Annotated in this window: 25 protein-coding genes; 8 read left to right on the top strand and 17 right to left on the bottom strand. The window is 64.7% G+C overall.

Features of this window, described 5'->3' with window-relative positions; all coding sequences use genetic code 11:
* The first annotated feature begins 125 nt into the window (after positions 1–125).
* Complete coding sequence (locus tag RHODMAR_RS14815) at positions 126–632, top strand: MarR family winged helix-turn-helix transcriptional regulator (protein WP_008715871.1); 507 nt, start codon at positions 126–128, stop codon at positions 630–632.
* Here RHODMAR_RS14815 and hisI read toward each other — a convergent pair.
* The 12 genes from hisI to RHODMAR_RS14755 form a co-directional block, all read right to left on the bottom strand.
* Positions 623–976, bottom strand: coding sequence for a phosphoribosyl-AMP cyclohydrolase (gene hisI, locus RHODMAR_RS14810; RefSeq protein ID WP_008715870.1), 354 nt, complete (start codon positions 974–976; stop codon positions 623–625). The two genes, RHODMAR_RS14815 and hisI, sit on opposite strands and share 10 nt — an antisense overlap.
* Before the next feature lie 15 nt (positions 977–991).
* Positions 992–1,765, bottom strand: a complete 774-nt coding sequence (gene hisF / locus RHODMAR_RS14805) for an imidazole glycerol phosphate synthase subunit HisF (protein ID WP_008715869.1) — start codon at positions 1,763–1,765, stop codon at positions 992–994.
* A complete protein-coding gene (locus tag RHODMAR_RS14800) occupies positions 1,762–2,592 on the bottom strand; it encodes an inositol monophosphatase family protein (RefSeq protein ID WP_008715868.1) in 831 nt (276 codons plus the stop codon). Before RHODMAR_RS14800 ends, hisF begins: the two co-directional genes overlap by 4 nt.
* A gap of 7 nt (positions 2,593–2,599) precedes the next feature.
* Positions 2,600–3,334 carry a bifunctional 1-(5-phosphoribosyl)-5-((5-phosphoribosylamino)methylideneamino)imidazole-4-carboxamide isomerase/phosphoribosylanthranilate isomerase PriA gene (priA, locus tag RHODMAR_RS14795; protein ID WP_008715867.1) on the bottom strand — a complete coding sequence of 245 codons (735 nt, stop codon included), beginning with the start codon at positions 3,332–3,334 and terminating at the stop codon, positions 2,600–2,602.
* A 56-nt stretch (positions 3,335–3,390) separates the two neighbouring features.
* Positions 3,391–3,597 carry a hypothetical protein gene (locus RHODMAR_RS14790; protein WP_008715866.1) on the bottom strand — a complete coding sequence of 69 codons (207 nt, stop codon included), beginning with the start codon at positions 3,595–3,597 and terminating at the stop codon, positions 3,391–3,393.
* On the bottom strand, positions 3,594–4,223 hold the full coding sequence (hisH, locus tag RHODMAR_RS14785) for an imidazole glycerol phosphate synthase subunit HisH (RefSeq protein ID WP_008715865.1): 630 nt from the start codon (positions 4,221–4,223) through the stop codon (positions 3,594–3,596). The genes RHODMAR_RS14790 and hisH overlap by 4 nt, the downstream gene beginning before the upstream one ends.
* Complete coding sequence (locus RHODMAR_RS14780; protein WP_008715864.1) at positions 4,220–5,338, bottom strand: MFS transporter; 1,119 nt, start codon at positions 5,336–5,338, stop codon at positions 4,220–4,222. Before RHODMAR_RS14780 ends, hisH begins: the two co-directional genes overlap by 4 nt.
* A 61-nt stretch (positions 5,339–5,399) precedes the next feature.
* Positions 5,400–6,023 (bottom strand): imidazoleglycerol-phosphate dehydratase HisB, encoded by a 624-nt coding sequence (hisB, locus tag RHODMAR_RS14775; RefSeq protein WP_008715862.1) that lies wholly within the window; start codon positions 6,021–6,023, stop codon positions 5,400–5,402.
* Positions 6,020–7,150 carry a histidinol-phosphate transaminase gene (locus RHODMAR_RS14770; RefSeq protein ID WP_008715861.1) on the bottom strand — a complete coding sequence of 377 codons (1,131 nt, stop codon included), beginning with the start codon at positions 7,148–7,150 and terminating at the stop codon, positions 6,020–6,022. The genes hisB and RHODMAR_RS14770 overlap by 4 nt, the downstream gene beginning before the upstream one ends.
* On the bottom strand, positions 7,147–8,505 hold the full coding sequence (hisD, locus tag RHODMAR_RS14765; protein WP_008715860.1) for a histidinol dehydrogenase: 1,359 nt from the start codon (positions 8,503–8,505) through the stop codon (positions 7,147–7,149). The genes RHODMAR_RS14770 and hisD overlap by 4 nt, the downstream gene beginning before the upstream one ends.
* Positions 8,506–8,594: 89 nt before the next feature.
* The gene (locus tag RHODMAR_RS14760; protein WP_008715859.1) at positions 8,595–9,113 is read right to left on the bottom strand and encodes a DinB family protein; all 519 of its coding nucleotides are present in this window, start codon (positions 9,111–9,113) and stop codon (positions 8,595–8,597) included.
* Between the two features lie 118 nt (positions 9,114–9,231).
* A complete protein-coding gene (locus RHODMAR_RS14755; RefSeq protein WP_008715858.1) occupies positions 9,232–9,699 on the bottom strand; it encodes an SRPBCC family protein in 468 nt (155 codons plus the stop codon).
* Between the two features lie 274 nt (positions 9,700–9,973).
* Here RHODMAR_RS14755 and RHODMAR_RS14750 point away from each other — a divergent pair, with 274 nt between their 5' ends.
* The 4 genes from RHODMAR_RS14750 (at position 9,974) to RHODMAR_RS14730 (ending at position 12,123) form a co-directional block, all read left to right on the top strand.
* Positions 9,974–10,117 carry a hypothetical protein gene (locus RHODMAR_RS14750; RefSeq protein WP_198289449.1) on the top strand — a complete coding sequence of 48 codons (144 nt, stop codon included), beginning with the start codon at positions 9,974–9,976 and terminating at the stop codon, positions 10,115–10,117.
* Between the two features lie 808 nt (positions 10,118–10,925).
* On the top strand, positions 10,926–11,552 hold the full coding sequence (gene rhtB, locus RHODMAR_RS14740; protein ID WP_042939278.1) for a homoserine/homoserine lactone efflux protein: 627 nt from the start codon (positions 10,926–10,928) through the stop codon (positions 11,550–11,552).
* Positions 11,549–11,743 carry a hypothetical protein gene (locus tag RHODMAR_RS14735; RefSeq protein ID WP_042939277.1) on the top strand — a complete coding sequence of 65 codons (195 nt, stop codon included), beginning with the start codon at positions 11,549–11,551 and terminating at the stop codon, positions 11,741–11,743. The genes rhtB and RHODMAR_RS14735 overlap by 4 nt, the downstream gene beginning before the upstream one ends.
* The gene (locus RHODMAR_RS14730; protein WP_008715854.1) at positions 11,740–12,123 is read left to right on the top strand and encodes a YchJ family protein; all 384 of its coding nucleotides are present in this window, start codon (positions 11,740–11,742) and stop codon (positions 12,121–12,123) included. The genes RHODMAR_RS14735 and RHODMAR_RS14730 overlap by 4 nt, the downstream gene beginning before the upstream one ends.
* On the opposite strand, the gene RHODMAR_RS14725 is transcribed toward RHODMAR_RS14730, so the two are convergent.
* Complete coding sequence (locus tag RHODMAR_RS14725) at positions 12,120–12,536, bottom strand: DUF5997 family protein (RefSeq protein ID WP_008715853.1); 417 nt, start codon at positions 12,534–12,536, stop codon at positions 12,120–12,122. The two genes, RHODMAR_RS14730 and RHODMAR_RS14725, sit on opposite strands and share 4 nt — an antisense overlap.
* A 78-nt stretch (positions 12,537–12,614) precedes the next feature.
* Between RHODMAR_RS14725 and RHODMAR_RS14720 the strand changes: the two genes are divergently transcribed.
* Complete coding sequence (locus RHODMAR_RS14720; RefSeq protein ID WP_008715852.1) at positions 12,615–13,598, top strand: LysR family transcriptional regulator; 984 nt, start codon at positions 12,615–12,617, stop codon at positions 13,596–13,598.
* 80 nt (positions 13,599–13,678) lie between these two features.
* A complete protein-coding gene (locus tag RHODMAR_RS27030; protein ID WP_008715851.1) occupies positions 13,679–15,466 on the top strand; it encodes an HNH endonuclease signature motif containing protein in 1,788 nt (595 codons plus the stop codon).
* 437 nt (positions 15,467–15,903) lie between these two features.
* Here the strand turns inward: RHODMAR_RS27030 and RHODMAR_RS14705 are convergent, their stop codons facing one another.
* Genes RHODMAR_RS14705 through nadA form a run of 4 tightly spaced genes read right to left on the bottom strand, consistent with a single transcriptional unit; the run spans position 15,904 to position 19,833 of the window.
* On the bottom strand, positions 15,904–16,296 hold the full coding sequence (locus RHODMAR_RS14705) for an RNA-binding S4 domain-containing protein (RefSeq protein ID WP_008715850.1): 393 nt from the start codon (positions 16,294–16,296) through the stop codon (positions 15,904–15,906).
* Positions 16,297–16,311: 15 nt separating this feature from the next.
* Entirely contained in the window at positions 16,312–17,187 is an 876-nt protein-coding gene (nadC, locus tag RHODMAR_RS14700) for a carboxylating nicotinate-nucleotide diphosphorylase (protein ID WP_008715849.1), read from the bottom strand.
* Between the two features lies 1 nt (position 17,188).
* Positions 17,189–18,772: an L-aspartate oxidase gene (locus RHODMAR_RS14695; RefSeq protein ID WP_008715848.1), complete on the bottom strand. Its 1,584-nt coding sequence runs from the start codon at positions 18,770–18,772 to the stop codon at positions 17,189–17,191.
* Positions 18,773–18,774: 2 nt separating this feature from the next.
* Complete coding sequence (nadA, locus tag RHODMAR_RS14690) at positions 18,775–19,833, bottom strand: quinolinate synthase NadA (protein ID WP_008715847.1); 1,059 nt, start codon at positions 19,831–19,833, stop codon at positions 18,775–18,777.
* Between the two features lie 79 nt (positions 19,834–19,912).
* Between nadA and RHODMAR_RS14685 the strand changes: the two genes are divergently transcribed.
* The gene (locus RHODMAR_RS14685) at positions 19,913–20,620 is read left to right on the top strand and encodes an NUDIX hydrolase (protein ID WP_042939324.1); all 708 of its coding nucleotides are present in this window, start codon (positions 19,913–19,915) and stop codon (positions 20,618–20,620) included.
* The last annotated feature ends 26 nt before the right edge of the window (positions 20,621–20,646 follow it).

Below are 20,646 nucleotides of genomic sequence, written 5' to 3'. Positions count from 1 at the left end.
GGGGGAAGCTCGAGGCATCATGTGCACACCACAACTATCTCGGCAGGAGTGGAGCCTGCAGGAACGACCCAGAGATAGGAGTGGAGCCTGCAGAAACGACCCACAGATCGAGAGGGTTCCCCGCGATGGATACGTCGGCGACACCGGAAGACACGGTGGATCCCCGTTGGCTCACCGACAGTCAGCAGGAGGCTTGGCGGTCGCTGGTCGCTCTGGTCACTCGACTTCCGGCGGCGCTGGACGCTCAGCTGCAGCGTGATTCGCAGCTGACCCACTTCGACTACTTCGTTCTCGCGGTGGTGAGCGAGAGCGCACAACGCCGCATCCAGCTGCGCGATCTGGCCGAATACGCCAACGCGTCGCTCTCGCGCTTGTCGCACGTGGTCACCAAACTCGAGAAGGCCGGGTGGGTTCGGCGCGAGAGCATTCCGGGCAGCCGGGGATCCTATGCGGTGCTGACCGACGCCGGAATGGAGAAGGTCGTCGCATCGGCACCAGGGCATGTCGCAACCGTGCAGGCCCTGATCTTCGATGGGCTCTCCACCGCGGAGGTCAGCGGACTCGCCACGCTCAGCTCGACTCTGCTGGCTCAGTTGGACAAGGGAATCGCGGCGGGAACCGGTCACGCCTGAGCGTCGGGGCCCAACAAGATGTCGGCGTCGAAGCAGGTGTGCGTGCCGGTGTGACATGCTGCGCCCACCTGGTCGACGACCAGGAGAACGGCGTCACCGTCGCAGTCGAGCCGAACCTCGTGCACGTACTGTGTGTGCCCCGACGTCTCCCCTTTGACCCAGTACTGCTGCCGGGACCTGGAATAATAAGTGCCCTTGCGGGTCTCGATGGTTCGAGAGAGTGCCTCGTCGTCCATCCAGGCAACCATGAGCACCTGACCGGTCGAACGTTCCTGCACGACGGCACTGAAGAGTCCCGCCTCGTTGCGCTTGAGTCTTGCGGACAGGCTCGGATCGAGTGGCATCGAAGAACCTCTTCGTTATCGGACGACGATGCGCTCTGCGCGCATCGCATCTTTGACCTGGCCGATGGTGAGATCGCCGAAATGGAAGACGCTGGCGGCGAGAACAGCGTCGGCTCCGGCGTGCACTGCAGGTGAGAAATGCTCCACCCGGCCGGCTCCCCCGCTGGCAATGACCGGCACGTGCACCGCGGACCGGACGGCCGCGATCATCGGTAGGTCGAAACCGGCCTTCGTACCGTCGGCGTCCATCGAATTGAGCAGAATTTCGCCGACGCCCAACTCGGCACCTCGCAGTGCCCACTCGACAGCGTCGATGCCGGTGCCGCGTTTGCCGCCGTGTGTGGTGACCTCCCAGCCCGACGCGGTGTCCTGCTGCCCCTGTGGAACCGTGCGGGCGTCGACCGACAACACGATGCACTGCGAGCCGAACCGTTCGCTGAGCTCGCGCAGCAACTCCGGTCGAGCGATCGCGGCGGTGTTGACACTGACCTTGTCCGCCCCGGCCCGCAACAGACGATCGACATCGGCGACTGTGCGTACTCCCCCGCCGACGGTCAGTGGGATGAACACCTGCTCGGCGGTCCGGCTGACGACGTCGAGCATCGTGCCTCGATCGGAGGTCGACGCGGTGACGTCGAGGAAAGTCAGCTCGTCCGCCCCCTGCGCGTCGTAGGCGGCCGCCAGTTCGACGGGATCGCCTGCATCGCGCAGATTTTCGAAGTTGACACCCTTCACGACGCGTCCGGCGTCGACGTCCAGGCACGGAATCACTCTGACCGCGACGCTCATCGCAGGGGTCCTTCCAGGTAGTCGACGGGGGCACCGAGCTCGGTGATGACTTTCAGTAGTTCGCCGTGCACCCCGGGCCCGGCTGCGAGCACCGACGTGGAGTCGACCGTCCAGGGCTCGCCTGCGAGATCGGTGACGACCCCGCCTGCCGCGCGCACCAGCAGCGCACCGGCCGCGTTGTCCCAGGCACGATGACCGAACACCACAGCGCCCCCCAGTACCCCGCTGGCCGTGTAGGCCAGATCGACTCCGGTGGCACCGTGCATACGCAATCGTGAGGAATGCATCGACAGTTCTTCTAGAATACGGAATCTGAACCGACCCGGCAGTGGGCCCCGGCTGGCGACATTGAACGCACCGAACCCGATCATGGACTCGCGCAACACTTTCGGTTGCAAGGCCGGCAGGGCCACCCCGTTGAGCAAGAGCGGGCCGTCGGCCACCGCGGCAAATCGCTGATCCACCAACGGCAGCCAGGTCAGTCCGAGGACCGGCTCGCCGTCGTCGAGCAACGCCAACAGTGTTCCCGCCGAGGGCAATCCCGACGAGTAGTTGAACGTGCCGTCGATGGGGTCGAGCACCCAGACCAGCCCCGAGTTCAGATCCGGTCCGCCGAATTCCTCACCGTGCACCGCGATCCCGGTGGCGTCGTACAGTTCCGCGCCGAGTCGGCGTTCGAGTTCCAGGTCCACCGCAGTGGCAAAATCGTCGGGCCCCTTCTGCACTGCACTCGGTGCACCGACGCCGGCGACGAACCGATCGTGGATACCGTCGAGCAACCCACCGGCGATCTCGAGCAGGCGAGTCGGTTCCTCGGGAAGGGTCATTCTTCCGCTACCGAGATACCGCAGCGAGGGCGTCCGGGAGTGTGAAACGACCGGCGTACAGGGCTTTTCCGACGATGGAACCTTCCACTCCGCGATCGACCAGTCCGGCTATCGCTTCCAGATCTGCAATCGTGGACACGCCGCCCGACGCAATGACCGGCTTGTCGGTCTTGGCGCACACGTCGGCCAGCAGTTCGAGGTTGGGCCCGGTCAACGTGCCGTCCTTGGTCACATCCGTGACCACATATCGCGAACACCCGTCGCGCTCGAGACGCTCGAGAACCTCCCAGAGATCACCGCCGTCGCTGACCCAGCCGCGTCCCCGCAGTCGCGGCGCTCCGTCCACGATCAACACGTCCAGACCGACGGCGACGCGATCACCGAACTCGCCGATCGCGCGGGAGCACCACTGCGGATCCTCGAGGGCAGCGGTTCCGAGATTGACTCTGGCGCACCCGGTCGCCAACGCGGCGCGCAACGACTCGTCGTCACGGATTCCGCCCGACAGCTCCACCTTGACGTCCAGCTCGCCGACGACCGACGCGAGCAATTCGCGATTGGATCCGCGCCCGAACGCGGCGTCGAGATCCACCAGATGGACCCATTCTGCGCCGTCGTTCTGCCACGCGAGGGCGGCATCGCGGGGCGATCCGTACTTCGTCTCGCTTCCGGCTTCTCCTTGAACGAGACGGACAGCTTCGCCGCCTGCGACATCGACAGCAGGCAATAAGACCAGGCTCACGTGCGGTTATGATACGGGCCGAGCGGTGGTCAACTCACAACGGGTCGTCGGTGGCGCTACCCGATTTCCTTATTCGTGATTCGGGTGGACACCACACCCATTGCCGTAATGGCCCCCACCACTCCGACCAACGCAATCACCAGGGCAACGCCGGCGCTCGGCTGCAGGATCCCGATCAGTGCCGTGGCGAGTGCGAGCACTGCCACAGCGGCACCGAGTGACCGGTAGGCCAGTCGTCCGAGGGAGAACTCGCGGTCGCTCACACCGATCGCACCCAGTTCTCCAGTAGCGCGGCTCCGGCGTCTCCGGATTTCTCCGGATGGAACTGGGTGGCCGAGAGCGCGCCGTTCTCCACTGCAGCGAGGAATCGACCGCCGTGATCGGCCCAGGTGAGTAGCGGCGCAGGGATGGTGTCGCTCGGTTCGAGCTCCCACTGCTGCGCCGCGTACGAATGGACGAAATAGAAGCGGGTCTCGGGATCGATGCCGTCGAACAGCACGCTCTTGTTCGGCGCCTCGACGGTGTTCCAGCCCATGTGGGGCAATACGTCGGCCTGCAGACGTTCCACCGTTCCGGGCCATTCCCCGCAGCCGTCCGCTCCGACGCCGAATTCGACACCGCGCTCGAACAGGATCTGCATTCCGACGCAGATTCCCAACACGGGCCGCCCGCCCGCCAGACGACGCCCGATGATCCGGTCACCCCGCACCCCCAGGAGACCCTCCATGCATGCGGCGAACGCACCTACACCGGGGACAACCAGAGCCTCTGCATCGAGAGCCTCGTCGAAATCGGAGGTCACGGTCACGTCGGCACCGACCCGGGCGAGCGCCCTTTTCGCCGAGTGCAGATTGCCCGAGCCGTAATCGAGCAACACCACAGAAGTCATGCGAGAAGTCTATCGGGACGTGGTCGGGCGATCAGCGCCACCGCCGCGACGACGACAACTGTGATTGCCGCCGCGGTGAACCCCGCGGTGTACCCCACACTCGTGGCCAGGACGCCCAGTGCGAGCGCGCCGGCGCCGGTGCCCGCGTCGAAGCTGATGTTCCACACGGCACTGGCACTGCTGTATCGAGCGGGCCCGGCTGCATCGAATGCCATCACCAAGCTGTCGTTCTGGCATGCGCCGTACCCGATTCCGAACAGGACGGCGGCGACGAAGAACAGAGCAGCGGGCATACTTCCCAGCGCCGCGATCGCGAACAGAGCGATGCCGATCGCAGCCGACACCAGCGCTGGAGCCACTGAGCGACCGATCCCGATTCGATCTGCTACCGCCCCCGCGGTGTACCGACCGACGAGCATCGCAGCGCTGACGACGGCCAGCGCAAGCCCGATCATCGCGGCCCGGTTCGATTCGGCGATCGGCAGCAAACTGGTGATTCCTCCGTAGGCCGCGGAAACCGAAGCCACGGCGAGGCACGGGACGAGAAATCGGCGCGCGTCGAGGCGAACCCGATCGAGGGCGGGCGGCTGCGCTGCAGGCCTTGTGGGCGGCAACAGCGCCACGCCGATCAGTCCCGCCGCGGGCACGGCCGCGCCGAGCACGAAGACCGCGGTCGGGCTCACTGCGAAGATCACCAGTCCGATCGGCAGTGTGATCATCTGAGACAACGCGACGGCAATTCCCTGCGCGCCCGTAGCACGGCCGAGCAGAGCGATCGGGGCCAACTCTGCGACGATCGCGGCACCGGCCACTGTCAGCATGCCGAAACCGGTACCCCGCAGAGCAGACACGGCCAACGCCGGTATCGCTTCGACGGACACGATGAACAACAATGCAGGCACTCCCAGCAGCAGGCATCCGGCAGCCAGGACCGCGCGGTGGCCCACTCGCATCAGCATTCGCGGCACGAAGAGTTGGGTGATCACCGTGGTGGTCATGAAGATCGCAGTGCTGGCCGCGGCCACCGCGTCGGATGCGCCCGACTGGGACACCGCGAGGGGAACCACCGGAAGCAGCAAGCCCCAGCCACCGAACGATGCTGCGCCCATCGCCATCGCGGCCGGAAGACCGCGAATGGCAAGTAGACCACTCAAAGCACGGGCACCGATCGACCGATCACAGACTTCCCTTGGTGGAGAGAATTCCGGTCACGCGAGGGTCGTACTCGGTGGCCTGTCGCAGCGCGCGGGCGACGGCCTTGAACTCGGCCTCGGTGATGTGGTGCTGGTCGCGGCCGTAGATCACCCGAACGTGCAGGGCGATGCGAGCGTTGGACGCCAGCGTCTCGAACACGTGCTTGTTGATCACCGTGGAATACGGAACGCCCGGGTAGCCGCCGATGACCGAATGCACCATGTAATCGGGCTCACCGGTGTGCACGCAGTACGGGCGCCCGGACACATCGACTGCCGCGTGCACGAGTGTTTCGTCCATCGGAATGAACGAGTCACCGAACCGGGTGATGCCCGCCTTGTCGCCGAGGGCTTGGCCCAGCGCCTGGCCGATCACGATCGCGGTGTCCTCGACAGTGTGGTGTGCCTCGATCTCGATATCGCCCTTCGCACGGACCGTCAGGTCGAATCGAGCGTGGGTGCCGAGGGCGGTGAGCATGTGATCGTAGAAGGGGACGCCGGTCGAAATGTCGACGACGCCGGTGCCGTCGAGGTTCAGCTCGACCGAGATATCGGATTCCTTGGTGGTGCGCTCGATCTTGGCGATGCGGGGAGCGGGTGTGGTCACTGGTGTGCCTCTGCTCTTTCGGTCGATGCAAGTTCTGCGCTGACGGTCAGGAATCTGTCGTTCTCGTGTGCCAATCCGATTGTCGCGCGCAAGTAACCGGCGATTCCGACGTCCCGGATGAGAACGCCTTCGTCGAGGTATCGCTGCCAGGTCGCGGGCGCGTCGTCGAACCGACCGAACAGCAGGAAGTTGGCGTCGGACGGCACCACGTCGTAGCCCTGGCCGGCGAGCGCCAGTGCCACCCGGTCGCGTTCGGCGGACAGCTCGGCCACGCTGCCGAGCGTGTCCGAGGCATGCCGCAGTGCGGCCCGAGCAGCGGCCTGCGTGACAACCGAGAGGTGGTAAGGCAAGCGCACCAACAGCATTGCGTCGACGACAGCAGGTGCTGCGACAAGGTATCCCAGCCGACCCCCGGCAAATGCGAACGCTTTGCTCATGGTCCGGCTGACCACGATCTTGCTGGGGTAGCTCTCGATCAATCCGATTGCGCTTGCTGCCGAGGAGAATTCGGCATAGGCCTCGTCGACTACGACGATTCCCGGTGCGGCGTCGAGGATTCGGCGCAGATCCGTCTCGGCGATGCTGTGACCGGTCGGATTGTTGGGACTGGTGACGAACACGACGTCCGGCCGGCGCTCATCGATAGCCTGCACCGCATAATCGACGTCGAGCGAGAAATCTGCCCGACGCTTCGCCGGTATCCACTCGGTCTGTGTTCCCGACGAGATGATCGGGTGCATCGAATACGAGGGAACGAAGCCCAGTGCTGTGCGATCCGGCCCGCCGAACGCCTGCAGCAACTGCTGCAGAATTTCGTTGGAGCCATTGGCTGCCCACACGTTGGTGGCGTCGACCGGGAATCCGGTCTGCTCGGTGAGGTAGCGCGCGAGGTCGGTCCGCAATTCCACGGCGTCGCGATCGGGGTACCGGTGCAACTGTGTGGCGGCAACCCGGACCGACTCGGCCACGTCGTCGATCAACGCCTGTGTCGGCGGGTGCGGATTCTCGTTAGTGTTCAACTGCACCGGCACAGTCAATTGCGGTGCGCCGTAAGGCGACTTGCCGATCAGCGCATCGCGCAGTGGCAGATCGTCGAGCGATACCGACTGTCCGAGTGCGCTGTTCACGACGCCGCCCCGTCTGCCGGACGCAGGCCCTCGAACCGCAACCGAACGGCCTCGCCGTGCGCCGGCAGATCCTCGGCGTTGGCCAACGCAATAACATGCGCAGCAACATCTTTCAGGGCTGCTTCACTGTAGTCGACCACGTGGATTCCACGCAGGAACGTCTGCACACTCAATCCGGACGAGTGGCGAGCGCAGCCGGCCGTCGGGAGCACGTGATTGGAACCGGCGCAGTAGTCACCGAGGCTCACCGGCGACCACGCTCCGACGAATACCGCACCGGCACTACGCACCCGAGCTGCGACGTCGGACGCGTCCTTCGTCTGAATCTCGAGGTGCTCGGCCGCGTAGGCGTTGACCACGGCCAACCCCTGCGAGACGTCGTCGACCAGCACGATGCCGGACTGGCTACCGTTCAACGCGGTGGCCACGCGCTCCGCATGACGGGTGGACGGCATCTGCGCGTTGACGGCCTCGTCGACTGCGTCGGCCAGCTCCACGCTGTCGGTGACCAGCACACTGGCGGCCATCACATCGTGTTCGGCCTGGCTGATCAGATCAGCTGCCACATGGATCGGGTCTGCGGTGGCGTCGGCGAGAATCGCGATCTCGGTGGGGCCTGCCTCGGAGTCGATTCCGATGAGCGAGCGGCACAGTCGCTTGGCGGCCGTGACGTAGATGTTGCCGGGGCCGGTGATGAGATCGACCGGGGCCAACTCACCGCCGTCGGTATCCGTTCCGCCGTAGGTGAGCAGCGCGATCCCCTGGCCGCCGCCGACTGCCCAGACCTCGTCGACACCGAGTAGCTGGGCCGCAGCGAGGATGGTGGGGTGCGGCAGGCCGCCGAAATTCTTCTGTGGAGGCGATGCCACCACCAGGGAACCGACGCCGGCGATCTGAGCGGGCACGACGTTCATCACCACCGAGGACGGGTACACCGCGTTGCCGCCGGGAACGTAGAGCCCCACCCGATCGACGGGGATCCAGCGTTCGGTCACGGTTCCGCCGGGGACCACCTGCGTGGTGTGGTCGGTTCTGCGCTGATCCGAGTGCACCCGACGAGTTCGTTCGATCGCGACCTCGAGGGCGGCGCGAACATCGGCGTCCAGCTCCTCGAGCGCTCTGGCCAGTTCTTTCTGCGGGACTCTGATGCGGTCCGGCCGGACACCGTCGAACTTCTCGCTGAACTCGAGAGCTGCCTCCGAGCCACGTTCGGCGACGGCGTCGACAACGGGGCGAACCTGATGAAGCACCGAATCGACATCCACTCCGCCTCGGGGAAGTGCGCCGCGTAGTTCGGCGGTGGATGGAGTTCGTCCGCGTAGATCGACGCGGGCGAGCTCGATGCGGGCAGGCATAGTGGGCCCCTTCGTGAAGTCGGTTCGGTGCCGGGGTTCGGTCGAATCAGTGTTGTCCGAACCACCAGGATAGTTCCACCGAATATGCCTCAGCCTCGCACGTCCCACAGATGATGAATCGGATCGTGAATGTAGTACGCGGCCAGTGACTCGACGGAGAAATTCGATCCGTCGCTGCGCCTCCCTGTCCGGTGCCGATTCTCCGGCAGCACAGCCGGGAAATCGTCGGCCAATCCGTTCGCGGCGTCACCGAGATCCGCCGCCACCGCAGCGGGGTTCTGCTCGTTGTAGTTCTCGGCCACTGCGGTCGCGTCCTGGTCCCAGTTCGCGAACTCGGGGTCGTCCTCGGTCAGTACCAGTGCCAGCCGGGTGCGGAAGATTCGGTGCGCGTCGCGCACGTGTGCGGCGTACTCGAGTGCGGACCACGTCGAATCGTCGGGCCGTACGGCCACGTCATCCCTCCGCAGGACCGCCATCCAGCGGCCGACGTCGGCGCGGATCAGGCCGGGGATGTCGTCGTACTCGACGGCACTCGCATCGAACCCGCAATCGGGGCAGGCTCGCTCGAGCACCCACGTCCAGTTCTTCGTATCGGGATCGATCGCCATGCTGGTGAGAATAGATCAGGGTCAGCAGCGACGAGCGCCCACAATTCGCGTCGTCGAGCTAAATTGACGCTTCCGACGGCGAATTGTGGGCGGTGGGCTCGGTTGTCCGGACTACTGCTCAGGCGTAGCGAGCCGCCAGATTCTGCAACGTACTGCCGATTCCCTGCGCATTCTTCTGCGGCATCTTGAACAGCTCCAACATCTTCGGTGCCTTGGCCGTGCCGTACTTGAAGCTCTCGGTGACCGTCGTCAGACCCGGTTGCTTCTCCTCGAACTCCCAGCGCCAGCTGTGTCCCAATGGGTGCTGCCACTCGACGACCTTGTGCTTGTCGGCGTCGAGGAACTCGGTGACCGTGCTGGTGATCTTGTACGGCACGCCGTACTGCTTCATGCCGACGGAGAACTTGGCACCGCTACTGAGCCGGTCGGGGCCGCGAACGGTGTCCTTGACGGTTCCCGATCCGTCGAGCTCGCCGTGTCGCCGGGGATCGGCCACGATGTCGAACAGTTCGGCTGCGGGCGCCCGGACCTCGGTCTGCCGGGTGACCTGCTGGGAGCCTGTATCGATTGTTCTGATGTCTGCCATCCAACTGGCCTACCCCGCACAGACACGTTCGACACCCACGGTCGAACGAAATCGCGGTTGACCGACGTAGTTCAATGAACGCATGTCCTGCTTCTTGTGTCGCGCGAGACATACCTGACGACAGCCTAGAAGTCGGTGGGCTAAAACAGCGACCATGTCGACCGGAATAGCCGAACGTCAAAATCGGTAACGCACAGTCGGTTTGAGCGATACCAACGGCATGAACAAATTGAGAGTTGCCACAGTCACCGTCACCGTTGGTCTTGTGCTCTTGATGACAGCAGGTGTAGCCAGTGCATCGCCTGGTAGCGGTCCCGTGACCCCTACCTGGGTGCCCGACTGGCTCTATCCGGCGTACATCGCCGTCTGGGGATTCTTCTATCAAATCGGTCAGGGTCTCAACCCGTTCGCACTGTAACGAACAAAACCGAAACGCCCTTGTCTGTCGGCAGGGGCGTTTCTGCGTGTCAGCGGCGCAAACCAGGTGGACCGCTCTACGCTGCGTCTGTGTTGGCACGGAGTCACTCCGGCTCCGGACACGCCGAGCTCGGATCGATGCCAACCAGGCTGCCGATGCAACGACCGAGGAACAACAGCGCATCGAGGAACTCGAGCGTGACAACCGAAATCTCCAGGAAGTAAACGGGATTCAAGCAGTCGACATCGATTTTCTTCGCGAGGGAGCTCGTCCCCCGCGAGCGGGAGGTACCCACCTCGCCGCCGCAGATAGTCCAGTTCATCGATCAGATGCGTGCAAAAAACCACCGGGTCGAGTCAAATGGGCCCAAGATCTGGCGCGTATGTGTGCGGGGACTGGCGCGTACGCGCGCGGGGACTGCCGCGTGCTCAACGAGCACAGCGTGCAGGTTGACCCACGCACGGATCGCAACTGTAAGTCAGCACAACTATTGTCTCGGAGGATCTCCGACGCGTACCTCACTCACACTCCCCGCGACACGGTCGGCGGACCGGAAGAGCACTATGGACGGCGCTAGATGCAACGCCACCTGCGCAGGAAGGGTCATATCGCATCTGCGCGCATGGTTCGGCCGCCTGATGGACGACGGAATGTGCGGTGTCGTCCGAGGCGGACGGCACAGGACCACGATCCACGGTGGCAAGAACCCGCCGGGTAGAGCGCGTGCTCGACGTTGGCGCGGCGGTGCAACGCCACCGGTCAGACGGTCGAACGGAATCCCAGTTGACCGACGTAGTTCAATGAACGCATGTCCTGGTCAGTGTGGCTCGCCTTCCTCGGCGCGAGCATCGTCATCAGTCTGTCCCCCGGAGCCGGTGCCATCGCATCGATGTCCACCGGGCTTCGCTACGGCTTGCGCCGGGGATACTGGAACATCTTCGGACTCCAGCTCGGTTTGCTGGTGCAGATCGGCATCGTTTCCGTCGGGCTGGGAGCCGTCCTGGCCAACTCCGCGCTGGCTTTCACGGCCATCAAATGGTTCGGCGTTGCCTACCTGCTCTACCTCGGCGTTCGGCAGTGGCGAGCCGGCCCCACCGACGTCGCGGACGCTCCCGCCGTGGCCGATCGTGGAACCACGATGCTGGCAAGAGGGTTCCTCGTCAACGCCAGCAACCCGAAAGCCGTCGTCTTCATGGTGGCGGTGCTCCCCCAGTTCCTCGATCCGGCGCGGCCCCTGCTCGCCCAGTACCTCGTGATCGCGGCCACGATGGTGGCGGTGGACATGCTGGTGATGACCGGTTACACCTCGCTGGCATCTCGGGTGCTGCGATTGATGCGCTCACAGCGTCAGCAGAAGACGATGAATCGCACGTTCGCCGGGATGTTCTTCGCCGCCGCGACGTTCTTGGCTACCGTTCGCCGGGTGACACCGTGAAGAAATACCGCGTGATCATGAAGAACGCCCTCGGCGGAGATCCGATACCACTGGGATTGTTCGACACGTTGCTCGAAGCCAACACGTGGATCCAGGACGTCGGCAAGCGGGACGAGCACGAGCTCGGTACTTACTCTGTAGGAGTGGAGCCTGCTGAACGACCAGGTGATCAGAAGGTGGTCGACGAGTGAGTGGGAGGTGTCCGTGTTCGAGCGGCGACACGGTGGACGCGTGTTGCGAGCCGTATCTGCTCGGTGTTGCGAGCGCACCGACGGCGGAGAAGCTGATGCGATCACGATTCACCGCGTTCGCCCTCGGAGACGCGGCATATCTGCTCGAATCCTGGCATCCGGACACCGCACCGGCCGAGTTGGAACTGGACCCCGACCAGCGCTGGTATCGACTCGACATCGTCGCAGCCGACGGTGGTGGGCTGTTCGACGACACGGGGACCGTCGAGTTCCGGGCCCACTACAAGCACCCCGCAGGTGGGGGCACGATGAGTGAGGCGAGTCGCTTCGTCCGAGTGGACGGCCGGTGGCGCTACCTCGACGGGGTCGTCTCCCGCTAGAGGTTACGAAGCTTCGTCGGCCGGTTTCCCGCTGTACGACGCGCTTGTTGCTTCTCCTTGATGCGTTCGGCATCCTTGCGAACCTGGATCTGGGTTCGACGCTCGCGAACGAGCCACTGCGGCGGGTTGGCGATGAGCTCGTCGATGGCCTCGCTGGTCAACGCTTCGGTCACTCCGCCGCGGGCCAGGCCGGCGATGGAGATGTCGAGCTTCTTGGCGATGACGTCACGCGGGAAGGGTCCGTTGGCCTGCAGCTCGGTCAGCCACTGCGGCGGATCGCTGCGCAGTGCGTCCAGGTCGGATCTGCTGACCGGGGTGTTCTGAAATTCTTCGGGTGCTGCGGGAAGGTAGATACCGAGCTTGTTCGCCGCGGTCAATGGCTTCATGGTCTGCTGCTTGTTCTCCGGGCTCACCGCACCAGCTTATCCGGCAATACTCGTTCTCGACGCCACGGTCGCTCGCAGACCGCGTCGTCCCATAGGCTCGGGACCGTGAATATCGATGTGCAGACACTGCGCTGGTTTGCGGCGGTGGCGCAGCAACTGCATTTCGCCCGCGCTGCCCAGTCGCTGGGAATCTCGCGAATACGCCTGAGCAAGACCGTGGTGGAACTCGAGGAGCAGCTCGGCGTCGACCTGTTCGTGCCGGGAGCATCCCCCACCGAACTCACCGCGGCCGGCCGAGATCTGCTCGAGCGGGCGCTGGTGGAGATCGCCGAGGACGATCGGCACATTGCTGCGGAGCAGGAGGCAGCGGCGGAGCCGACGACCTTCACGATCGGATACGCCGAGGGTGTGACGCTGACCAAGTGGACGCGCATCTGGGCAGATCGGTTCCCCGGTGTCGCGCTGTCGGTGGTGGCCACAACACCGGAAACACAGGTGCTGAGCCTGCGCGACGGAACGGTCGATGTCAGCTTCGTGCGACCGCCCATCGATCGCGACGGACTCAATGCCATTGGCCTCTACCAGGAAGTGCAGGTCGTGGTGGTTCCCAAGGACCACGCCGTCGCAGCATTCGATTCGGTCACCGCAACCGATCTCGCCGACGAGCATCTGCTTGCAGATCCTGCGACGGTGCCCGAATGGGCAGCTGTGGCTACCGAACTCGTCAGCGGAGATCGTCCGGAACTACCTCCGATGAGCTCCACAGCGGAGACATTCGAGTACGTGGCTGCCGGGTTGGGAGTGGCGATCGTTCCGCACTCGGTCGCCCGATTCAATGCTCGCAAGGATCTCGTCTATCGCCCTGTGACAGACATCGAACAGTCGCAGATCGCGCTCGCGTGGTCGGCCGATCGCGAGGACGACAGGATCGAGGAGTTCATCGGCATCGTTCGCGGTCGATCGACCCGTAGTTCACGAGGGGCGACGGACGACGCGCCGGTCAAGAAGAAGAAGGCACACCCCTCCAAGCCTGCTCGTCCCGTTACCAAGACGAAAACGAACGCTCGGCGCAGCGGAAAGCGGCGCTGAACAGGCCTCCAGGAGACACTCCCATCCGACTGGGAACGTACGTTCGAAAGTCTGTCGGTGGGTCGCGATAGATTCTGTACATGCTTTCGGGGGACGGCGGATCAGGGGTGGACGGCATCGATACGGTGCCGCCCGCCCCTCAGGTGTGCGATCCCGCACTGTCGCTGTTGGTGGACCGGGTCGAGTCCGCGGTCGCGGAGTTGGCGGAGCAGGCGTCGGTGGCGTGGTCCAATGCCGACCGTCGTGCGGTGATCCAGCGAATGGAAACCCTCACGCGCTCGGTGAACGCGCACTCTTATACCTGGCTCAACGAGCTGATCACTCAACACGGCCTCGATGTGTACCCCGGGTCGGTACCGTCCTCGGTGGCGTGGATGCTGCGAATCACCCCACGTGCAGCAGGGGCTCGGGTGCGTCTGGCAGCGGAGCTGGGCGATCGCACCGCGTTCTCCGGCGAAGTGCTCCCGCCGCTGCTGCCGCACACCGCTACAGCGCTACGAGCGGGATTGCTCGACGCCAAGCATGTGCAGATGATCCGGGAGTTCTTTCGGCACCTGCCCTCGAGTGTCGACCCTCAGACGAGGGATCTCGCCGAGGAGCAATTGGTGGAACAGGCCGTGAAATTGCGGCCGGACGATTTCGCGCCCGTGGTGGCATCTCTGGACGCGATGGTGAACCCCGACGGCGATTACGACGAAGACGAAGACGACGGGAAGCAGCCGAAGCCACGCAAGCGGCGGGATGCGTACTTCTACCTCGGTGAGCAGGGTGCCGACGGTATGTCGGAAGGCAAATTCTGCGTCGACCCCGAACTGCGGGCCTACCTCGAAGCACTGTTCTCCAAGGCAGCGAAACCTGGAGTCAACAACCCCGCCGACCCGACATCGGTCGTTCACGACGACGAGACCGACAGCGACGGCAAAGACGGGGACGGCGGGGAAGGCGGCGGGAGCGGCAGAACCACTGCGCCGAAGCCCGAGCCCACTGCCCGTGATGCCGGGTCCAACGATGCGGGCTTGTGGGATGAAACGGACGGCATCAGTGACGACGGCTGCGGTGACTGCGGTGCCGACTGCGGTTGCGACACAGAGCCAGATGACTCCGGCAGGACCGTTGGCTCCGACGGTTCCGACGGAAGTGCCGAACCAGACGACGATGCCGCGGATACGGCAGCACCGGACTCTGCGGTGCGGGATGCCGCTGCAGCTCGGGATCTGCGCACCCAGAACGAACGCCACCACGACGCCCTGAAACTGGCGCTTCGGCACACCCTGGCCTCCGGAACTCTCGGCACCCATCGCGGCCTGCCCGTCACCGCCATCGTCACCATGACCCTGAAAGATCTGGACGCCGGCTGCGGCTACGCCATGACCGCCACCGGATCACGCGTCTCCATCCGCGACGCCATCCGCATGGCCTCCCACGCCCACCACTACCTGACGATCTTCGACGACGACGGCAGAGCTCTGTACCTGGGCCGCTCGAAACGTATCGCCTCCGCCGATCAGCGCATCGTGCTGATCGCCCGAGACCGCGGCTGCAGCTTCCCCTCCTGCACCCGCCCCGCCACCTGGTGCCAGGCCCACCACGTCACCGACTGGACCGACGGCGGCCTCACCGACATAGATTCCCTGACCTTCGGCTGCGACATGCACCACGCACTCGTCGGCGACGGACCCGGCAAGTGGGCGACCACCAAAACCACAGCCGGACATCGATACCCAGGCCGCACCCTCTGGCACCCACCCACCGCAATGGACCCCAAACGCCGCGGGCTGATCAACCACGCACACCACCCAGAAGAGGTCCTCTACCCGCCCGACGAGCACGAAGACCCCGGCGACGAGGAACCACGACAACCCGCATGACGGCCCAGGCCAGCATCAGGCCACAGCCCTGCCTACACACGCCCAAGCGCCTGCGCGAACCGCGATGAAGTCGGCCGGAGGTGACGAGGCCACCTCGGTGAACCTGGCGAAACCAGGCAAGAGTCTCCTCATCCAACAGGGGAAAAGGCGCTCCCAAGCCCGTCCGGTAGACACACGGATGGCTGAGGGCCACGACCGACGATGCACTGGCTACGACTGCCGTCAGGAACAGAACTAGCACTACGGTGGCGGCAACAGTGGCGACCTCGAGCTCTTTCATGTTGCTGATATCGATGAAATCAACTGAACATCAACGGGTTTCGTGCTCAGTCTTTCAGTCGGTGGAGTTGCTGTCGCGGACCAAAAACTGTCAGGCCATTGCCAGCGTGTATGTACCTCAGGTGATTACCAATGGTAGTGACAGAGTGCTGAACGCTCTACTGTTCCAGTCCCCGCAATCGGTCGATCTCGCGCCGATCGCGCTTCGTCGGCCTCCCGGCTCCTCGATCGCGCCTCGGTACCGACGCCAGAACTTCTTTCGGTGGCGGCGGTGGACTGCGATCGACCATGCATTCGGGAACCACAGCTGCGCCGACCCGTTTGGTGATCGCTCGCACGACCACGACGATCTTCTCGACCCCCTCGACTCGGAGCCTGATCTCGTCGTCCGGACCGACGCGCTGGCCGGGTTTGGCCGGGGACCCGTTGACGCGGACGTGCCCGCCGCGGCACGCAGCGGCTGCTGCGGATCGCGTCTTGAACAACCGGACCGCCCAGATCCAACTGTCGAGGCGGCGCTCTGCATTTCCATCTTCGAAGAATTTCCTCACATCGCGAGGCGCTGTTCACATGTCCAGGCCGAGATCGAGCACTGTCACCGAGTGTGTCAGACCGCCCACAGCGAGAAAGTCGACACCCGTTCGGGCGTAGTCTCGCGCCACGTCGACGGTCAGTCCACCCGACGATTCCAATTTCGTCGTCGGCGCGAGCTTGTCTCGGCGCTGCACCGCCATCTGCGTCTGCCACAGCGCTAAGTTGTCCAGCAGAACGAGTTCGACGTTCTCGACGAGTACTTGATCGAGTTGCTCGAGGCTGTCGACCTCCACCTCACAGGAGATGTTCGGCGCTGCCGCTCGTACCGCCTCGAGTGCCGCAACAACCGAACCGGCTGCCGCCACGTGATTGTCCTTGATGAGCGCGGCATCGCCCAGGCCCATCCGATGGTTGACGCCGCCGCCGGCACGCACCGCGTACTTCTGCAACGAACGTAGTCCTGGCAACGTCTTTCGACTGTCGCGAATCTTGCACCCGGTATCGGCCACCTCGGCGACCCAACCGGCAGTTGCGGTGGCGATCCCCGACAGGTGGCACACGATGTTGAGCATCGTGCGCTCGGCCGTCAGCAACCCCCGCGTCGGGGCCTCGATCGTCAGGACGGCCTGTCCTGGTTCGACAGTCGTACCGTCCTCGATGCGATGCAGAATGGAATATCCCTCGGCACCGATCACCTCGTCGAGAACGAGGAGACCCACATCGAGCCCAGCGACGGTACCGAATTGGCGAGACACCACCGAGGCCGTTGTCACGGCGTCCTCCGGAACCGTTGCCACAGTGGTGATATCGGGGCCGTACCTCAGGTCTTCATCGAGTGCTGTGCGGATCAGGGCGAGCACCTCGCCGCGATCGACGCCCGGGCTCACCTCGTTCGAAATGTCGGTCATGTCAACGTGCTCCCGTCATCACTTCGTCGTTCACTATGGCCAGGTTTCCGTCGAGATCTCGCTCGATGTGCAGGCTTCGGAGTTGCGCAGGTTCCCGTTCCGGGAAATCGCGTCGGGTATGGCATCCTCGGCTTTCCCGTCGGTGGGCAGCGGCCAGCACAATGACCTCCGCTGCCGCCGTCAATGCCGCGTCCTCCACCGCACGCGCGTCGACCGGCGGTTCGGACACCACCCCGTGGGCGAGAACGCGGTGCGCCTCGGCGAGACCGGCGGCATCGCGAACCACACCGACGTCGGCAGTCATGGTGCGTTGCAGCACAGCTCGGTCGATACGGCGATAGGTCGGCAGGGCGACGTCCGTGATGTCCACGGCGCGTCCCGCCCGCTCGGCAGCCACGAGTGCCGCACGTTCGCCCACCACCAAGCCCTCGAGCAAGCTGTTCGACGCCAACCTGTTTGCGCCGTGCAGACCGGTGCGTGCCGCTTCACCGGCAGCGAGCAGGCCGGGAACCGATGTACGACCGGATGTATCGGTCACGATTCCGCCGCAGGAGTAGTGCGCGGCCGGTGCCACCGGAATGAGGTCCGTCGCTGGATCGATACCGGCCTCGAGGCACGACGCGGTCACCGTGGGGAATCGGTCGCGCACGCCCTCGACTCCACGAGCATCCAGCAGCACGTGCTCGCCCCCACTGACGTGCAACAGTTCTGCGATGGCCCGCGACACCACATCACGTGGGGCGAGGTCACCGAGCGGATGTACGGCAGCCATGAACGCACGACCGGTGACATCGACTAGCCGAGCGCCCTCGCCGCGTAGCGCTTCGCTGATCAATGGACGGCGGCCCGTCGAACCGGCGGCGAACAGCACAGTCGGATGAAACTGAACGAATTCGAGGTCGGCAACCCGGGCACCTGCGTCGAGGGCGAGCGCGATACCGTCGGCTGTCGCGCCCGCAGGATTGGTGCTGCACGAAAACAGCTGTCCCAGTCCGCCGGTCGCGAGTAGAACCGTCGGGCAACGAACGACTCCGACGCCGCCGGGCCCACGGACGAGCAGTCCCGCAACCTCGCCGTCCGTCGTCAGCACGCGCAACGCCGTCGTGTCGAAGTGCACCGCCGGCACCACAGCGTCGAGCGTGCGCTGAACCTCCGCCCCGGTGGCATCGCCGCCGGCGTGGATGATGCGGCGCACGCTGTGCCCGCCCTCCCGAGTGCGCGCGGGCGATCCGTCGGCGCCGCGATCGAACGACGCTCCGACGGCCTCGAGCGAAGCGATCGCTGCGCGCCCACCCGACACGATGGATCGCACCGCGGCCTCGTCGCACAGTCCCGCACCGGCGACACAGGTGTCGGCAACGTGCGATTCGATGGAATCGTCGAGATCGGGTCCGACGACCGCGATCCCGCCCTGCGCATACTGCGTCGCGGTGTCGGTGCAGCTCGCTTTGCTGACGGTCAGCACGCGCAGGCCTCGGGCTGCTGCGGTGCGGGCGGCGGTCAGACCGGCGATTCCGCCGCCGACGACGACCAGATCAGCCCCGGTTTCCCATCCGACGGGCGCGGTTTCCCACCCGCCCGACATAGTCACTCACCGCCGCCGGGGGTACCGATCTCGATCATCCGCTGCACCGATTTGCTGGCAATGTTCGCGGTTTCGAGATCGACATGCACCTCGTCTCGTCCTTCGACGAGGCAGCGGAGCAGCGCGGCAGGGGTGATCATCTTCATGTAACCGCACGATGCACGATCGTTGACGGCGAGGAAGTCGACCTCGGGAGCGGCCATCCGCAGCTGGTGCAGCATGCCGATCTCGGTGGCGACCAGCACCTGCTTGGACGTGGTGGTGCGGGCAGCATCGAGCATGCCGCCGGTGGACAGGATCTTCACCTTCTCTGCGGGGACGAATCCTTCACCGGCGAGGTACAGCGCCGACGTGGCGCAACCGCATTCGGGGTGCACGTAGAGCTCTGCATCGGGGTGGGTACGCGACTTCTCGGCCAGCTCGTCGCCGTTGATGCCGGCGTGCACGTGGCATTCTCCGGCCCAGATGTGCAGGTTCTCGCGCGCAGTGACGCGCTTGACGTGCGCGCCGAGGAACTGATCCGGCAGGAACAGGATGTCGCGGCTCGGATCGATGGACTGCACCACCTCCACTGCGTTGGACGAGGTGCAGCAGATGTCGGTCAAGGCTTTGATCTCGGCGGTGGTGTTGACGTACGACACGACGACGGCGTCGGGAAAATCAGCCTTCCATTCGCGGAGCTGATCCGCGGTGATGGAATCGGCGAGCGAGCAGCCGGCGCGCTGGTCGGGAATGAGTACCGTCTTGCTCGGGCTCAGAATCTTCGCGGTTTCGGCCATGAAGTGGACGCCGCAGAACACGATGGTGTCCTCGGATACCTCGGCAGCGATGCGCGAGAGTGCCAGCGAGTCACCGACGTGATCGGCGACATCCTGGATTGCAGGCAGTTGATAGTTGTGCGCGAGCAGTGTTGCACCGCGCAGATCGGCGAGCCGTCGAATCTCGGCTGCCCATTCCGGCGTTGCCTCGACTCCCCCGTAGCCGCCGGCTCCGTCGACGATGTCGCGAACTCCGGCGAAAGCCGAGTCCAGGATGTTCATCCGGGTAGCGCTGCTGGTCATGACGGTTCTCCTTCACCGATCATCCGGTCGTCGATGACCGGATTTCCTCCGAGGAAGTTTTCGACTTATGATCGAAAACATGATTCATCGTAGCACCGTCCACGAAGTCCTCATTGCGGTGTTCCAAGTTCGGGTCTTTTCCGACCCCGACGCCCCCGAATTGGCAGTGCTGCTCTGGCAGCGCGCACTCGACCCCGAGGCCGGCACCTGGTCACTTCCCGGTGGCACCCTCAGTGACGACGAGAACCTCGCCGCGTCCGCGCGTCGTCAGCTCGCCGAAAAGGTCGACGTGCGATCCGTCGCGCACCTCGAGCAACTCTCCATCTTCAGCGAGCCGGATCGGGTTCCGGGAGATCGACGGATAGCGTCGACCTTCCTCGGCCTGGTTCCGATAGCGACCGAGCCGACACTGCCCGAGGACACCACATGGCATCCGGTCTCGGAGTTGCCCGCCATGTCGTTCGATCATGGAACCGTCGTCGCCCATGCGCGACATCGACTTGCCGCGAAGCTCTCCTACACCAACATCGGATTCGCACTCGCTCCGGTCGATTTCGCGATCTCGACGCTACGCGAGATCTACGGCGCAGCACTCGGATATCAGGTCGACGCCACCAACTTGCAGCGGGTACTCAGCCGACGCGGCGTCATCGAACCCACTGGGCGGCGCGCGCCGTCGGGCAAAGCCGGCGGGCGGCCACCCGCACTGTTTCGATTCGCCGACAACAGCATTCGAGTCACCGACGAGTTCGCGGCATTGAGACCGCCCAGCGCCAACGGCAACTAGCCGCCCGGCAGCCATCACGCCCTCGA

Origin of the sequence: Rhodococcus sp. AW25M09 (genome assembly GCF_000333955.1) — a bacterium.
In the GTDB taxonomy this organism is placed as follows: Bacteria; Actinomycetota; Actinomycetes; order Mycobacteriales; family Mycobacteriaceae; genus Rhodococcoides.
The sequence above is the reverse complement of the archived record's forward strand: the minus strand, read 5'-3'. Positions and strand labels throughout refer to the sequence as shown.

Excerpts from the sequence above, each read along its gene's own strand:
- nadA (WP_008715847.1), bottom strand. The coding sequence starts at position 19,833 with ATGACCAGCAGCGCTACCCGGATGAACATCCTGGACTCGGCTTTCGCC.
- RHODMAR_RS14760 (WP_008715859.1), bottom strand. The coding sequence starts at position 9,113 with ATGGCGATCGATCCCGATACGAAGAACTGGACGTGGGTGCTCGAGCGA.
- RHODMAR_RS14685 (WP_042939324.1), top strand. The coding sequence starts at position 19,913 with ATGATTCATCGTAGCACCGTCCACGAAGTCCTCATTGCGGTGTTCCAA.
- RHODMAR_RS14800 (WP_008715868.1), bottom strand. The coding sequence starts at position 2,592 with ATGACCCTTCCCGAGGAACCGACTCGCCTGCTCGAGATCGCCGGTGGG.
- hisF (WP_008715869.1), bottom strand. The coding sequence starts at position 1,765 with ATGAGCGTCGCGGTCAGAGTGATTCCGTGCCTGGACGTCGACGCCGGA.
- hisH (WP_008715865.1), bottom strand. The coding sequence starts at position 4,223 with ATGACTTCTGTGGTGTTGCTCGATTACGGCTCGGGCAATCTGCACTCG.
- RHODMAR_RS14755 (WP_008715858.1), bottom strand. The coding sequence starts at position 9,699 with ATGGCAGACATCAGAACAATCGATACAGGCTCCCAGCAGGTCACCCGG.
- RHODMAR_RS27030 (WP_008715851.1), top strand. The coding sequence starts at position 13,679 with ATGCTTTCGGGGGACGGCGGATCAGGGGTGGACGGCATCGATACGGTG.
- hisD (WP_008715860.1), bottom strand. The coding sequence starts at position 8,505 with ATGCCTGCCCGCATCGAGCTCGCCCGCGTCGATCTACGCGGACGAACT.
- nadC (WP_008715849.1), bottom strand. The coding sequence starts at position 17,187 with ATGACCGACATTTCGAACGAGGTGAGCCCGGGCGTCGATCGCGGCGAG.
- rhtB (WP_042939278.1), top strand. The coding sequence starts at position 10,926 with ATGTCCTGGTCAGTGTGGCTCGCCTTCCTCGGCGCGAGCATCGTCATC.
- RHODMAR_RS14695 (WP_008715848.1), bottom strand. The coding sequence starts at position 18,772 with ATGTCGGGCGGGTGGGAAACCGCGCCCGTCGGATGGGAAACCGGGGCT.
- RHODMAR_RS14780 (WP_008715864.1), bottom strand. The coding sequence starts at position 5,338 with ATGGCGATGGGCGCAGCATCGTTCGGTGGCTGGGGCTTGCTGCTTCCG.
- RHODMAR_RS14815 (WP_008715871.1), top strand. The coding sequence starts at position 126 with ATGGATACGTCGGCGACACCGGAAGACACGGTGGATCCCCGTTGGCTC.
- RHODMAR_RS14750 (WP_198289449.1), top strand. The coding sequence starts at position 9,974 with ATGACAGCAGGTGTAGCCAGTGCATCGCCTGGTAGCGGTCCCGTGACC.
- hisI (WP_008715870.1), bottom strand. The coding sequence starts at position 976 with ATGCCACTCGATCCGAGCCTGTCCGCAAGACTCAAGCGCAACGAGGCG.